The 15491-nt window shown below is 39.3% G+C and carries 8 protein-coding genes; 7 read left to right on the top strand and 1 reads right to left on the bottom strand.

Annotation, left to right across the window (positions count from 1 at the left end; translation table 11 throughout):
* The first annotated feature begins 43 nt into the window (after positions 1 to 43).
* From AC5590_RS25855 to AC5590_RS25830, 6 genes are all read left to right on the top strand, one after another.
* On the top strand, positions 44 to 250 hold the full coding sequence (locus AC5590_RS25855) for a DEAD/DEAH box helicase family protein (RefSeq protein ID WP_169266213.1): 207 nt from the start codon (positions 44 to 46) through the stop codon (positions 248 to 250).
* 8 nt (positions 251 to 258) lie between these two features.
* Positions 259 to 654, top strand: a complete 396-nt coding sequence (locus tag AC5590_RS25850; protein ID WP_169266212.1) for a hypothetical protein — start codon at positions 259 to 261, stop codon at positions 652 to 654.
* 299 nt (positions 655 to 953) lie between these two features.
* Positions 954 to 1289, top strand: a complete 336-nt coding sequence (locus AC5590_RS25845) for a plasmid mobilization protein (RefSeq protein WP_169266211.1) — start codon at positions 954 to 956, stop codon at positions 1287 to 1289.
* A 677-nt stretch (positions 1290 to 1966) separates the two neighbouring features.
* Complete coding sequence (locus tag AC5590_RS25840; RefSeq protein ID WP_246163627.1) at positions 1967 to 3616, top strand: relaxase/mobilization nuclease domain-containing protein; 1650 nt, start codon at positions 1967 to 1969, stop codon at positions 3614 to 3616.
* Between the two features lie 306 nt (positions 3617 to 3922).
* On the top strand, positions 3923 to 12211 hold the full coding sequence (locus AC5590_RS25835; protein ID WP_246163637.1) for a reverse transcriptase-like protein: 8289 nt from the start codon (positions 3923 to 3925) through the stop codon (positions 12209 to 12211).
* Between the two features lie 11 nt (positions 12212 to 12222).
* Positions 12223 to 12954 carry a hypothetical protein gene (locus AC5590_RS25830; protein ID WP_169266209.1) on the top strand — a complete coding sequence of 244 codons (732 nt, stop codon included), beginning with the start codon at positions 12223 to 12225 and terminating at the stop codon, positions 12952 to 12954.
* 293 nt (positions 12955 to 13247) lie between these two features.
* Here the strand turns inward: AC5590_RS25830 and AC5590_RS25825 are convergent, their stop codons facing one another.
* A complete protein-coding gene (locus AC5590_RS25825; protein ID WP_211178533.1) occupies positions 13248 to 14501 on the bottom strand; it encodes a sensor histidine kinase in 1254 nt (417 codons plus the stop codon).
* Between the two features lie 239 nt (positions 14502 to 14740).
* On the opposite strand from AC5590_RS25825, the gene AC5590_RS25820 reads away from it, so the two are divergent.
* A complete protein-coding gene (locus AC5590_RS25820; RefSeq protein WP_169266208.1) occupies positions 14741 to 15490 on the top strand; it encodes a response regulator transcription factor in 750 nt (249 codons plus the stop codon).
* Position 15491: the final 1 nt, after the last annotated feature.

Genomic DNA, 15491 nt, shown 5'->3' with positions numbered 1-15491 from the left:
AATTTTTATAGCCAAAAACTTTTAAACTGAGGAAAATAATATCATGATTCAAGTTTTAGTCCCTGAAATCCTGTCCGAATTTAAACCAGAATTTAAGCTCAGAGATTACCAAGAGCGTGCGATCGCCCAAATCCATGAGTTCTTCAAATCTAGGCTAATAAGTGTCCTGTTATACGCACCCACAGGTGCTGGGAAAACGGCGATGTCATCTCAAATCATCAGAAGCACTATCATTACCTCAAAAACCTGATTGTCGATATGTACAATAAGGAAGCACCACCACAAGACATAGACCTTTGCTTCCAGAAGAAATCGGGTTATGCCGCGCCAGACGATTGGTATGACTCTGTATTGTTTGACGAAAAACACGGTTGGGAAGTAGATGTGCAAGTTTATTACAGGTACTTGCTTTCATTCCTCCCTAGTAGCGCACCGCAGAATAGAGAATGGATAAATAAGTGTATACAACGTGAATTTAAGACAGCGATCGCCTGGGCAAGAGAAAACCTCACCGCGTCTTACTCCCGAACAAGTTTTACTCCTGACGAAATCAACCAGGTAGTTGACGCAAGAATCAAAGACTTAACCTCTTACCAAACCTGGTGGCGCATCTTAGGGTTTGAAAAAGAACCACTAAGAGCGTGTGTTGTTTAATCGCTATCTACGCGGTGAAGTCACTAAACCGCTTACCGTTGTTAAAGATAGCTACACTGATTACGGCAACAGGTTTTATCAAAAGCGCGACCAGCCGAAGCTTTAACGCTGTTTAGCGGGTTCTAGCATCTAGAAAGCATTTGACCACCCGAATTTCACAATAATTACCTAGAGTTTTTAGTTAAAGCTCATGGCTATGAATACCTTTTTGTGAGAAATTCGTCAAATCTTTATAGAGAGAATATTTCACCTATTTGAAGGGGCAGGTTACAAAGGATTAAGTAGAAAAATCAACTTATATGAAGCGCACCCACCGAGTAGAAATCGCTCTCAACTCAGATGAGAAACAAACTATAGAGACAAAGGCACAACTATGTAATGTCAGTACAGCCCAATACCTCAGAGATTGTGGGTTGAGACGAACCCTAATGGCTAAACCACCTGCTGATGTGATTACCATTCGGATAAGTGCAGGTACTGCTAAAAGCAAACTGATGATGCTTCGACATCTAGCGGGCGAAACAAACAATCAACAGATTCTAGATACCATAGACGATGCGATCGCACTCGTGGATAAGACAATTGCCGCCTCATTCAATATAAACATATCAGAAGAAACTACTACCAATGGATAAAGAACGCCTGTGACTTACACGTAACTTAACGAGACTATAAATGCAATAATAATAACATTTATAACACTGAGAAACAATTGTCATCTAGCAGTAGTCCCAGACATAGTTAAACCATCCCCAAGTCAACTTATACTATTCCCAGTACAAACAAACTAGCTAACTATGTGGAAACTACAACTAGGTCTGAGACTACTCCAGCTATACCTACAACTAGTCGCAGTTGCTCCCAACCACCTCACTCTCAGATACATTTAGTTGAACAAGGTATGTTTACACCCGGTAGTAACGATAGAGTATAGGAACGCTACACACAGAATTAACCAACGATCAGTTGAAATAAAACTAATTGTCGAGATTTCAGCAAATGTGATTACCCTTTGGGCGAGAAGAAGATCATCGCAGAACGACTCCTTCGGGGAAAGTATCGCACTCTTTGTGAGCATTGCACGGTAGCTTTTGTAGAGAATTACAGTTACAAGTGCTACATTATACTAGTTAGATAGAATCGAAGAATATCAATAAGTAATGGCAACGAGATAGTCAAATTGTGCATGAAAATTGCCCTGTCTCCACAACTACGGTTTCTATACGAGTAGACGGGAGACTTCTGACAGGCTAGCGAAATCTGCGCCACTACAAGATTTCAGTTCACAAGATAAAGCAGTAATTATCAGCATATGATACCTGTTATTTACAAGAAGGGTAGCTTCCTCGACACCCTAAAATATGTATTAGAGAAAGATGATGCTGCAATTATCGATACCAATATGATGGGAACTAGCCCTGGAGAGTTAAATTTGCAGTTCCTTGCAAATAGGTATCTCAATAAAGGAGTAACTAGAGCGTGCGCTCATCACATCATTGCAATTGCTCATAGGGAAGGACACCACGAACATCTCTGGGACAGCCAATATGGGTATGTAGTAGGAGAATACTTAAAGGAAATGGGGTACTGCAAGGAAGGAGAAGCACTAAGTCAGTACGTAGCGGTGAGACACTGCGATCGCAATCACGAACACGTCCACATAATAGCTTCACGCATTACCCTGGATGGTAAAACTGTTTCAGATTCACACGACTACTTCAAGGCACAAGAAACAACCAGGAAAATAGCGGCTGCCTTAGGGTTAGAAATAACTCCTACTAGCAATCAAGCCATAGCTAATAAACTAGATAAAGAGTATGGGATTACCGCTGCTGTCAGTTCAAACCGCTCAAAAAGCATCAGACAAGTTAACAGTAAGCACAAAACACCTTCAGCCAAAGAGATAATCAAGCAAGGGATAGCCGCAGCAGTTGAGAACAAACCTGATGTAGGGACTTTTATCCAACGCCTGGGGGAAAGCGGGGTACAAGTCTTACCAAAGCTAAAGGGGAAAGAGTTACTAGGGTTTAGTTATATTCACAATTCTGTGGTAGTTGCTGGGTATCAGATATACAAGCCTTACAGTTGGAAAAATCTCCAGACTGAATTTGGAATGTCATATAACCCAGAGACAGACTATGATACCCTAGTACGGGCACGTACTCAAGGACAAGAACTACTCCTCAAGGGAAAAAATACAAGCAGCACAACCGATAATAGTGACGATAGCAACTCTGACTCTCATAAAAACAAGAGTGCGATCGCGTTTGGCAATAAGGGTAACCAGCAGCCAGATGAAAACGTAGTCATACCAGTATTGCTAAAGGAAGGTAAACGCAAGAAGTGGCTATCAGTCGATAGCAGCAAATATGGCGAGAAAGAGGAAGTACCAGAAGCCGAGTTTACCGAAGTTGAAGAAGACACTAACGTGGTAAGTCAGTCTAATACAGAAGTAAAAGCAGCACCATTAGATACCACATCAACTGAGAAATTCACTCAATTAGAGCTTTTAGATGTAAAAGTACCAAATGTAAAACAAACAAATTCAACTAAACGAGATAGCCCAGAAATAGGTGGAAAAGACGCCACATCTTTCAACTTAGTACAAGCTAACTTACAGACTACTGATACAGCAGAAAATCAACCATCTGAAGAAGATAAACACTGGGCAGAAAGTATCTTACCTGCCGTCGGTAAAATCTGGCGACTAGCAAATCAGACAGGAAAAATAAAGTTAATACCTGGAGGAACCAAACAGGTAGAGGGAAGAAGTTACAGAATTACTATCAAAGATGAGAGATTAAGCATCTCATTTCTTCAAGACAATAGAAAGGTAGCATCATACGATCTAGAAAAAAACACAGTATTAGCTGCCAGCCCAACAGATGAAGATAAACAATACTGGAAGAAAATTACTCAGAAACAGTCAGTATCTATAAACAAAAAAGATGTAGAATTGTAGTTTACACTACCCCTCTTCACTACAAGAAGCTTGATATTCTGCCCAGGCGCAACCTATTTCATTGTACCATTCGTCTAGAATAAGCCATTCATGTAATATACCTGAATTTAGCATAAAAGCTAGTTCTATAAATGAGACATTTTCTAAATATTCCATCGAATACATAAATCAAATTTTTCAGTCATGAAATATCAGGATTATATCACGTTAAATAAAGCATTTGTAACAATTATCAAATTCTAGTTGGATGTAAATTTAATTGATTAAAAATAAAATCGAGTGGGAAAGGTTATCGTAAGTAGGCAGATGGTTATTGAGGCAAAGCATTTCGACACTCGTTTAAATCAGTGGATTCATAACGATAACAATCCAAGCAATGCAGACTCTTTACTAAAAGAGGAGTTAAAAAATAGCCTACTAGAACATTTTTTCCCAGAGGCAGAATTCTCGTTCGGACATATGGACGAGAAAGCTACCCCCGACCAGTTAAAAAACCACCCGGAAGGACACAAGCTACTACTATCTTCAAAAAGCCGACTGTTATATGGACCAGAAGAATATCTGGAAACCATAAGCAAGTTATGCCCTGACAACAAGGATAGAGGTGCATATGGGTCAATATTCCTTGGCTCGTGCAAAAATGCCATCAACGCAGAATTAAATATTCTCATCGTAGATGACAGCACAGGAAAAAATGGCGGAATCATCAACAATGACCAAGCTTATCGCCTCACCGGAGACTGCTACGGACAAATATCCACAGAGTTATACCAACAGTTAACCGGACACCAAAAAGGCGACCAATACCGTGTTATCCAACACCGCTTCGGATGGACAGATAAAGATGGGAATGATGATAAGTTCAGGTTTGGAAAGGGTATTCTACGTCCAGCTAATCTCGACCAAATCCTTAATTATCAAAACCCTAACCAACCAAAAATTGATTTAATCATCCCTCTATCTGCTTTTAAGGGAACAGATAAAGACAACCCGAATGGTCCGACCAAACCCCAAATTAAACCAGGGCTGTACCGCCAAAACATTTGGTTAGGGGAAAAATCTCAATCTGAGTTAGGTAAAACTGCTATATCTCAAATGATTGCTTCCTTTCCCAATGGGTTAAAGGATTTTGCCGAAACAGTAGAACTTGAAGCAGCAAAACTCAAAAAAGCGCTGGATGACCCCCGCAAGATAGCTCAACTTTATTGCGAGAAATACGAAAAACGCAAAACCTTCCTCGAACAGCAAGCCGCTGAACTAGAAGAAGAAGCAGCTGTTGATCAGGAAGTCGCTGAAGAATTTGAAAAACTACAAGAACGAATTGCCACCGATACAAATATTTACAAACTCATTAAAACTGATCTCGAAGGATGGGGACAACTCCTAGAAACTGAAAAAATTCAAAGAGAACTCGCCCGATTTGTCCAAGGCGAATGGCAAGATATTTCGGTTGGGAAAACTCTCACCTTTGAACGGGCAATGGTCATCCCATCCAAAGACCTCCGAGATGGTGAAGTCTGCATTCCTCATTATCAAGATAGCGAACAAGTACTTAACTTCCGCTCCCCCTTCCTCAACTCCAATGGTCTGTGTAGCTCAACCAACAAAATAGTTGATGATATCATTGGACCTGACGGCAAGCCTTTAGCAAGTGTTGTCGCCGTTTCGGATGAAACCTCCGAGCGCATTTACAACCGCCTCAACAGTCAAATCAAATCCATCCTTCCCGAACTCCAAGAAAAAAATATTCAACTAGAGAGTATTGAAAACTACCTTGACCAAAATATTGGGAAGCTGGAAACAACAGATAAAATTGAATTCACTAACAATTTTAATGAGTATATTAAGCAACTAAATAATGAAGGATACCAACTAGAAATCTTACCCCAAGAATCCGAGCAAGAAAGACAAGCCCGCGACTATGATGGCGACTGTATCGGATTCGACCATGCTAGCAAATACCCAAACCTCACAGCTGAAGCTATCTGGCGTAACGTACCTGAAAACGCCTACGAACCAACTGTCAAACTCAAAAAACAATCGTTTTATCGGGAAAATGGCACTCAACCCGAATTTGAGGAAATCGCCATCCACATGAGTGATGGTATCAGTGTTGGTGTAATCAACAATCACCTGACATCAATTGAGGCGCTGGAGTCAGAAATTACTATCCTCAAAACCTTTGGTAGCGAGAAAGACCAAATAGAGTACGTTATTCAGGTAGCCAAACACTACGAAAAGTTATTTGACCAAGAAAATAGCGCACAAGCGCACGGTGACACCAGCCCAGACATCTCCAACAAGTATCGCGGCTATATGGAAGAATTTGTCCAAACGTTACGGCAAGAACCTCTCACCCAAGAAAACGCACTCTTTGCAATGGACATCAATACCCGGATATATCGGGAAATGGTTGCTGAAGCCGCGTTCCAAAACCAAATTGCAGTTGACCTGTTCAAAAGTGCTAAAAAACCAGAAATGGATGTTATCCGCAACAACAGTCGGATTCTTCATCGGGAAGTTAACTACATTCGTGATAAGAAAAAGGATGTTTACTTTGACAGTACTATCGAACCGACAGGTTACTCACCTGTTGAAATTCTCATTAGTAAAACTAACCAATATTTTGAGAAAGCCCAATTAGAATCACGCGAACTAACTCAGTTTTCAAACCTTTTTAAGGGAGTAGAATTTACCTATGAACAACGCTTGCAAGCCACCCTCGCCAAGAGAGAATTTGATAAAGAGTTTAACAACGCCACACGCTATACCCAACGTAAAAAGACAGAAAAGGGATCATCAGCAAGTATTGATATTGGAAATGGTCAAAAACTCGATGTTACAAATCTCCTTAAATATGACCATCCCCTTATCTGGAATGCACATAAAATTACCCTAAAAGTCTCAGAAATTCCACCTGAAAAACGCTCGATAGATAAACCTCATCAGTATCGGGTTTACGCCCAAATTAATGATGAAACTGAAAACGCTAAACCCAAGTTTAAGACACTAGGAACTGTATCCAAGGAACAAGAAAACTCGTTCCAAGAGCTAGGAATTGTTCCCAACAGAGAAATTACATCAACTAAGATATCCTTCCAGCCAGAATTAAGTGAAGGGCAAATTAAGTTGATGTACCAAAAGGCTTACCAAATCGCCGAAGACTTTTATAATTCGATTTCTGATAGCGAAGCGGGACGCGATCGCCATCGCGTCCTAGAACAAAAGCTAGCAATGGCTGCTGCTACTTGGGCAGTATCAACTACTCGTGAAGGTTCTAACTCTAAAAGCCAACAAAACGAGGTTGAACAAGAAGTTGAAAGACAAAAGAAAGTATCAAATTTTGTATTTGCTAGCTTTACTCAAGAAATTATCCAGCAAGTAGATAAACTTCAATTTACTAATTTTACCCTGACGGGACATAAGCATAAAAGTGAAACAATCAAGCAGGTAAATCAAAATAATCCCCAGGAAATTAGATTTAATATTAGCGAGCAGAAAGATAGTAGAGGTAATACTGTAATCAAAGATGTCATTGAAGTAAAGAATCCTGAAACAGGAGAGTATGAAACCTTCGCCAACATCAACGCCACTGATGGTAAACTCCCCATCGGTACAACTGCAACTGGTACTATTGAAAAAGGAGAAGTGTATACAGCCACAGCTAAAATAAATATACCTGGAGGCATAAATTTAGAATTTCAGGTTAAAGAATTACAAAAGTTTCAATGTAAAGACCAAAATTTTAATGGTGAGGAAGTAAATTTAATCATCCTCAAAGATAAACTGGAACGAGAAGATTATGTTATTACCTTTAAAAATGGTTACAAGGAAGAGAAATTAGGTACTCTTTCTAAAGAATCAGTAATAGCAGGAATAGAACAGGGATGGCTGGCAGAAAAACCCGGTCAAGGTGGTCAAAAAGTACAATTAGAAATCACAAGTATTGCTACAGGTGAAAATGCCTTCGCTATTGGAAAGACAGCCAGTGGTAATTTAGTAAGAATAGATATTAACGACAAGCTTAAAAATATAAATTTTCATGGACAAGAAATAACAGCAACAGTTAAAGCTTACGACAAACAGGATGTATATACAGCCAAGATTGGTAATTTATCTCTTGGTATTATCGGTCAACATACGGAAAAAGCATTTGGAAACAGAAGTAGGTACAGTCAAAAGAAAAGTACAGTACAACAATTAGTAGATGCAGGCATAATTAATGAAAGTAAAGTACAAACAACCATTCCTGTTATTCTCACAAGCAACGAAACCACCTGCAAACTAACCATTGACCCTGAATCAGTACAATATCCTGAAACATGGGTTAAGCGCTACCAGTTAGTTGACCAACAAAAAAAGACCAATCCAGTAGAGCAAAAAAATAATCAGTTATTCGATAAAATTACCGAACGTCCTACTATACTATTCCAAAGTGAGGAGGATAAATTAGTAGGATTAGTTGGGTTAGCTGTCGATAGTAAAAAATCTGAGGTGACAAAAGAATTTTTAGAAAGAGTAGGAATAACATACGACCAGGTTGCTAAATCACAAAGCAGATTGGAAGCTAAAAAGGGCATGACAGTATTCATGCTTGATGAAAGTACAATTACTCCCAAAAGAAAAGAACAGTTTCTAGAAAGATTTGGTGGTATCAAAAGTAATGATACTCCGCCACTACCTGCCCCCATTATTCCTGAACAAACTGTATATTTTAGCCATCCTAACCAACAGTATACCTTAGAAGATAACTCGCAAGTCATTAAAGAAAGTATTGGATTAGTAGTACCAGCCCAAGATGCCATTCTTGTCAACAGTTGGTTAGAATATAAAGACACAAATAATAACTACATTATCGAGAAAACTAGCAATGTAGCTATATTCATAATCGAAAAAGACACAGTCAGTAGTGAATTAGAAAAAGGTCTGACTCGTCTATTAGGAGAAGCTATCAATCTTGGTGAAATAGATGGATTTTACCAATATGAACAATTAAGTAATGAGCTTAATCAAAAAGTAGAAAAAGAAGGAAGCCTGTTAGAAATCAACTCTACACCACAGCCAAGCCAATACAAGCAGGCACTTCAATCACTTCCGAATTGTTCTAAAGAAATTAGTAAAGAGGAAATACCTTTACCAATAGTACCAGCAAAACCAGTTCAAGAAGATAGTACAAACGATAAAGAGTTAAATATAATTCCAAAACCAGTTTCACCAATTAGTAAAACTGTTGTCGAAGTTAACCCACCTACAGAAAAGATTGTTCAAGCAGTTGAGTTATCTAAACTAGGCGATTTTGACTCCAGCATTACAACGTTCAATGACCAAGAAGTTGAGTGGGTAGCTTGTATTATCAACGTAGAAATCCCAGACCGAAATAACCAGGACGAATGGCTCAGTTTCACAGAAACCGTCGCCGAAGAAATCACGGTTTTAGAGGCAGCTACCAAGAATTATTTATCTCCAGTTAGCGAGAATATTTTTAATATTCTCGAACTCAAAACTAGAGCAGCCCAACAAAGCAATCAATCCCTCCTTGATGAAGCTAATACTCGTAAGGAAACCGAAATCGCAAAATATGGGCAGGAAATATATAACGAACTCGAAAGCAAAGCACAGCTCGCACTCTTGAGTGAACAAACCCCTGAAGCACTACCCGAAGTGGTAGTATCAATTGGTAGTGTTGCAGCACGGGCAACATCTGAAGGTATAGCCGCTGCGGTCATTACCAAAGATAAACAGCAGATACAACTTACCCAAGTTCTGCCTAAACTCGAAACCACCACCTCTCAAACTTCATACAGTGGGGATATTGAACATGCCGAATACCAAAGCCTAATAAACGGACTTACTGAAGCAGCCAGCGCTGGGTACAAATCTGTCCGCGTTGAAACCAGCAACGGGAAGTTTCTCGAAAACTTTGACCGTCCGCGTGAAAACCTCAAACCACTTCACAAACAAGCAAAAACACTTCTCCAACAGTTCGAGAAGTATGAATTAGGCTGGCAGCATCATCTCACTAACCCCGCGTATAGACTCGCATCTACCACTGCTCACGAGATAAGCACCGCACAATTTATTACTTCAGATACCACACAGCAGCCGCAATTACCCATAAATAATCCATCTAGCCAAAATCAAGGAAATGGAGATGCGCTTGTGAGTACAACTGCTGCGATCCTCCCTCCGAGAACCGAGCCCTTGCGAGGGATAAGCCGGAGGCTTGACGCTACGCATATCGCCTATAGTACTTCTAATGAGAATACTATTATTTCAAATCAACCCTCCATCCAAGAAATTATCACCATTGGAAATCAAACCGCAGCGCGCGCTCAAAATCCCCAAATTCCAGAAGATATCAAGATTGCTGGTAAAGTGCCAATGGTTTACTCGCTCTTACTACATGGTGAACCCCCCAAACTACCAGTCAACACAACCATTGATGCCATGCGCGGACACAGTAGAGTACACACCACCAGGGGTGTGGACTACCAAAAAGCTTATGGCATCAAGGAAGGAGATATTGCGGTAGCCCTTGGTAAAAATGGCAAGCAAGTAGCCTTCCGGGTAGGTAAGCAATACGAAATCACCCCCCAGATGATTCAAAACCCAGCTTATCAACAAGCCTGGGCGAACTGGGAAAAACACTCAGTCAAAGAACTTACCCAAACTCAGGCACAGAAGGGTAGGATATATGGCTTATTTATGGAACCTCTGGGGGATTACGTCAACGGCAAGATTGTTCCATTCGTACCCACCAAACAACCTACAACAACCACAGTTAACATTAGTCCCGACTCCAGCGACGGGTTAGGCGCTGCACTGTCAAACGCCACGATGCTTGCCAAAGAGCAAGGCAAATTACAGAATGATTATCCAGTATCGCTAGGTAACAACCCCACTGCACCAGCAGGACAATACGGCACTGAAACGCATACAGCCAAAGCAGAAGGAGTTCCCTACACGTCAGCCGAGCAAGCTTTCAACCACCAGAAACAAATAAACCCATCTTTCTGTGATGAGTACAAGTTAATGGTAACAGTCCTTCAAGCCAAACTTGAACAACACCCACGCCTTGCTGAAACAATTACCAAACGTGGAGGAACCAAATGGCTGGAGAACTGCACCAACATTACCAATAGTCAAGATAAACAATGGGAAGGTAAGGGTAAAGAATCAGCATCTATCCGAGCGTTATCAGAGGCATATACCAATGTAGTAGAAAAGAATATAGCACCTACCCCAGAAAACACAGCCACAACAAGTGAAGTACCAAGCGATACAGTCACACAACAGAAAACTTCTAAAAGCACCAAAAACCAAGCTTTCCCAATTAATACTAAGCCAGAACAAATTGATATAGGCAAAACCACTAGTACAGAAAATTTACCCACACAACTGCCTCAATTTGCCCCCGGCATCAACCTTAATTCCCGTAGTCCAGATCCACTAGGGGCTGTACTTACCAGTACAACCGTCAAATCCAAGCAGATTGGAACTATAGCCAATGATTACCCCGTTTCATTCCGCAATAATAAGGAAATGCCTGCCGGAACATACGGACTAGAAAGTTACACTGAATCTAAGCCAGCAGCACAACCCTTTCTATCAGCCGAACAAGCTTTCTACGCCTACAAGGAAACAGTGCCCCTAAAAGAACCAAGGGTACAGCTGATGGCTGAAATCCTCCAAGCCCGGTTTGAGCAACACCCCAAATTAGCCGAAGCCATAACCAAAAGGGGAGGAGATCAATGGCTAAAACAGTGCAGTTATCTTGTATCAAGTGGAGAGAAAAATTTTTGGGAAGGAAAGGGATTAGAATCACCTTACATCCGCGCACTCATCCAAGGATATACCAAAGCACTAGAAAATTCAAATTCTCAACAAGCAGAAAATTATACAGCAGAAGCAATACAGCTTACCTCCAACCAAAAATTAGAATCAGAACCACAAGGGAAAAACACAGAGACAAGCTTCACTCCAAAGTTGAACGCAAAGAATATCTCCCCGCCCACTTCTGTTAAAAATCAAACTGAAAGTTCACATTTAAATACAGACGTTCAACAGGCATTATTACAAACATCTACAAATACCCAAACAAAGTCGATAGATAAAACTCTCGATAACATTAAAGAGAGTACTATTCAAAATCTTCAAAATTGGTATCAAGTTGCTCACAAATTAGGTAGAAATGAAAAATATATCGCTCGAATTCAAGAAGTCACTAAAGAATATATAAATGAAAGCAGTTACAGTCTAGAAAATGCATTCCAAGCTATGTCGCGTGACATCAAAGAACTACAGCAAATTGATGAAATGACAACCCTTGTCCAAAGAGTTGTTCAAATCTTTGGTAAAGAAGATGTTAACGGTATAATGAGCGTTAGAACTGAAAATTATAAAAATTATCAAATAGCAACACAAGCACAAGAGAAAACCTATCTTATTAAAGATAAAGATAGTAATATATTACTATATATTCGAGATGGCAAAACCCAAGTCAATAACCTTAACGAACAAATTGTAAATGACTTTAGGTTTATGAATTCACGAATTGAGAATAGACTTGAAAGTGTAAAAATAGAAATTATATAAAGGTAAATCAAATGATAAATATGACAGAAGCAATGCATTATGCCAATATTCAAGAAAAAATGACCCAATTAGGCATAACTGATGAAAGTGTTGCTAAAAAAGCACAAGAAATTGGTTCAGTTACCCCAGAAGAACAAAAAAAAGCCGAAGAAGCACTTTGGCAAGAATCAAAAATTGCTCATGAAGAAAAAATAGCACAAGCACAAGTTAACATTGAAAGTGTAGAACAAAGTGTAGAAGCAATCAATTTTAGAAATTTTAGCTTTCACCAAAATCAAACTATAACCGCCGATTTAGAAAATCAAAGTTTCAATTCGGATCAAAAAGATGATGATAACAATAGTAAGAGTGAATTAGCAGTAGAAAATAGAGAAGTCATCATCGCCAAAAATTCTGATGTACAGCAAGTAATGATTCCTAAATTATTAGAAATCTTAAGTAATGAAGGAAAACAGGGAAATGGATCGGTAGTTTATCAGGGTGAAAAGTACACAGTCAATATCCAAATCGAAGAAAGTTCAAATACCCTCTCCCTTGATAGAAATTCAGATTCAGAAAATCAAGAAGCGCTCTTGGCTTCCAAAAATAATGATGAACCTATTTATAGTATCATAGTCAACAACGTTACCCAAGAAGAATTTGAACGGTTTAAGTTACTCGTTAATCATGAACAACTTTACCGCAATAAGCAGCAAGCTCAACAACAGACTAATACAAAATCTTCTGATAATGAGCTTGAGTAATTAATCAAAGTATTCCTATCAAGATACCGAAAAAGAATCCACAAGTAAGAAAAAGATACTTATTCGGTATCTTGTTTTTAGGAAAAGTAATTCCAGCCATGCCAATACAATAAGCAAGTCGAAAGTAGTCAGCCTCAGCGAACTGACCTACAAAAAGATTGCTAAGAAAAATCAATGATTGAAGACTAAAACCGCAAAAAAAGAGCCACGATATATCAAATAGATTGGAGAAATTCACAATGCTATCGATAATATAATCCAACCAGATTTTCTTTTTTTGAGGCTTTTCCATTTTAAGAAGCGGCATTATCTACAAGTAAGCGTTTCTCCTGAGAATAACATTGAAAATTTGCCTCTAAATTAAAGATTATGACAAATGTTGAACCTTCTCCTACCTGAGAAAACACGCTAACACTGGCTTGGTAACAATCCGCAACATACTTAACTGTACGCAAGCCTAAGCCAGTACGAGCTACATGAGAGCCAGTACCATTGAGAGTAAATGTTCCCTCAGCAGCTAAACTGCCCAATTCCCGTGCTTTACGAAAGCGCTTTGCACTTAGACTATCCGTTTGGGTACAGCTTTTGCTGTTAAGTGCAGAAGTTCCCGTTAAGTAACGTTCCTCAAGGGAATAGTTTGGCAAAGAAAATGAACTACCGCTAAGTCCTATGCACCCACTTATCCCCAAATCATTATTCAACTGCTTCAACTGCGTTGAGGTGATACCCACGCCAGTATCTTGAACCACCAACCGGAGGAAACCACTTACTTGAGTATCAAGCTTGATGGTGACAGAGCCACTAGCAGAAGTATGCTGAAAAGCGTTTACAATCAAGTTGCAAACCATCCGCCATAGGTGACTATAATTTGCGTACAAGCACACATTAGCAACTTCAGACTCAATTACAAGGGAGAAATTTATATTCTGTGCGATCGCACTATTAGAGAACTGAGCATGGATGGAATGCAGCAAGCTAGCAATATTGATATATTCGATGTTTCCTCCTGGCTCTTGATTCAACTCACTCTTCAAATCACTAAGCACACCTAAAGTGGAAGTGATTGTAGAGCACGAGGTCTCTAACACGGAACGCAGCTGCTCAAGGCTATCGCCATACTTACCTACTCTAGTCAAACCCAAAACAAAGTTAACCGCCCTCAAAGGATGATAGACGTCGTGAAATATCATCTCCAAATATTGAGGAAGCCTCCGAAGATAATCACTTCGCTTGTGCAAGCATAAATTCACACGCTTCATTAGCTCAGACGAAGAAAAAGGATACACCAAAAAATCGTCAAAATCCAGAACGCATGAATCATCTGCTGATTGCACCACCTTAATAACTGGTAAACCTTCCAAACGGATACTAATTGGCTTTAAAGTAACGTCCAGTATCAAGTCAATACCTTTGAGATTGTCAGGTATTGCAGACTTAGTAACCACCAAATAATTTGATTCATGCAAGCTATCAACAACACTCGCAACAACCTGATTACGCTTTCTGCCAATTACTAATATCTTACACAGCACAGCAGTTACATACAAATACTACTCCAACTATCAAAGCACCATATCACCAGCCTTTACCACAGAAATATTACCAAAAAAAACAAGCCATTCAACTTAATCAAAAATTTAATCTTAAGCTATTTATTTATATTTTTATAAATATAAATAAACTAATTTTATCGCTATTAATTATGTATAAATATTACCAAATTGAGGCATCAACGTGAAAGTAATGTTAGAAAGATTATCACGGTGTTATCCAAAAACTTTATAACATGAAACTTATCAAAACTGTCATAATAGAAGACCAGAATATATTTAGACTTGGTTTAAAAACTATACTAGAAGAAAGCAACAAAATTAAGGTATGTGGAGAAACAGGATACGGAAAAGAAGCTCTAAGTGTCATTCAAAATACAGAGCCAGACGTGGTCATTGTGGATATTGGACTACCTGACATCAGTGGAGTACAAGTAGTTGAAGAAATCAGAAAAGTCTACTCAAACAGAATTAAAACCATTGTGACAACAGGAAGTTGTGAGAAAAAGATAGTCAAAGAAATATTTAAAAAAGGAGCAACTTCTTTTTACAACAAAAACAATGTCGAAAGTAAAATTATTGAAGCTGTCATAACCACCTACAAAGGTGAATCTTGGATTGATAGCACAATACACACAATTGTAGCACAAGCAATGTGGGAGCCTAACACTAAAGATACTCCCGGAAATATGATAACAAAACGAGAGTGTGAAGTCCTAAAATTACTAGCCAAAGGACTAACCTATGAGGAAATGGCTAACAAACTCTGCCTGGAAATTAGTACTGTACGTTCGCACGCTCACCGAATAATCAGTAAGCTCGATAAACCAGAAAAAGACGAAAAACATAGGCCCACTAGAGGAAAAGCTGTATGTGAAGCTTTAAAACTAGGAATACTCTGCCCAGAAGACTTAACCGAAGAAGTCTACAAAGAAGCGAAAGAATTCGTTCCCGATTACAAGAAGCGCGAATTTTTTGCTGCGTAAT

The sequence above is a fragment of the Brasilonema octagenarum UFV-OR1 genome, from assembly GCF_963888615.1.
Taxonomy (GTDB): Bacteria; Cyanobacteriota; Cyanobacteriia; order Cyanobacteriales; family Nostocaceae; genus Brasilonema; species Brasilonema sennae.
The sequence above is the reverse complement of the archived record's forward strand: the minus strand, read 5'-3'. Positions and strand labels throughout refer to the sequence as shown.

Coding starts and splice junctions, on each gene's coding strand:
- AC5590_RS25855 (WP_169266213.1), top strand. CDS start 44: ATGATTCAAGTTTTAGTCCCTGAAATCCTGTCCGAATTTAAACCAGAA.
- AC5590_RS25850 (WP_169266212.1), top strand. CDS start 259: ATGTACAATAAGGAAGCACCACCACAAGACATAGACCTTTGCTTCCAG.
- AC5590_RS25845 (WP_169266211.1), top strand. CDS start 954: ATGAAGCGCACCCACCGAGTAGAAATCGCTCTCAACTCAGATGAGAAA.
- AC5590_RS25840 (WP_246163627.1), top strand. CDS start 1,967: ATGATACCTGTTATTTACAAGAAGGGTAGCTTCCTCGACACCCTAAAA.
- AC5590_RS25835 (WP_246163637.1), top strand. CDS start 3,923: ATGGTTATTGAGGCAAAGCATTTCGACACTCGTTTAAATCAGTGGATT.
- AC5590_RS25830 (WP_169266209.1), top strand. CDS start 12,223: ATGATAAATATGACAGAAGCAATGCATTATGCCAATATTCAAGAAAAA.
- AC5590_RS25820 (WP_169266208.1), top strand. CDS start 14,741: ATGAAACTTATCAAAACTGTCATAATAGAAGACCAGAATATATTTAGA.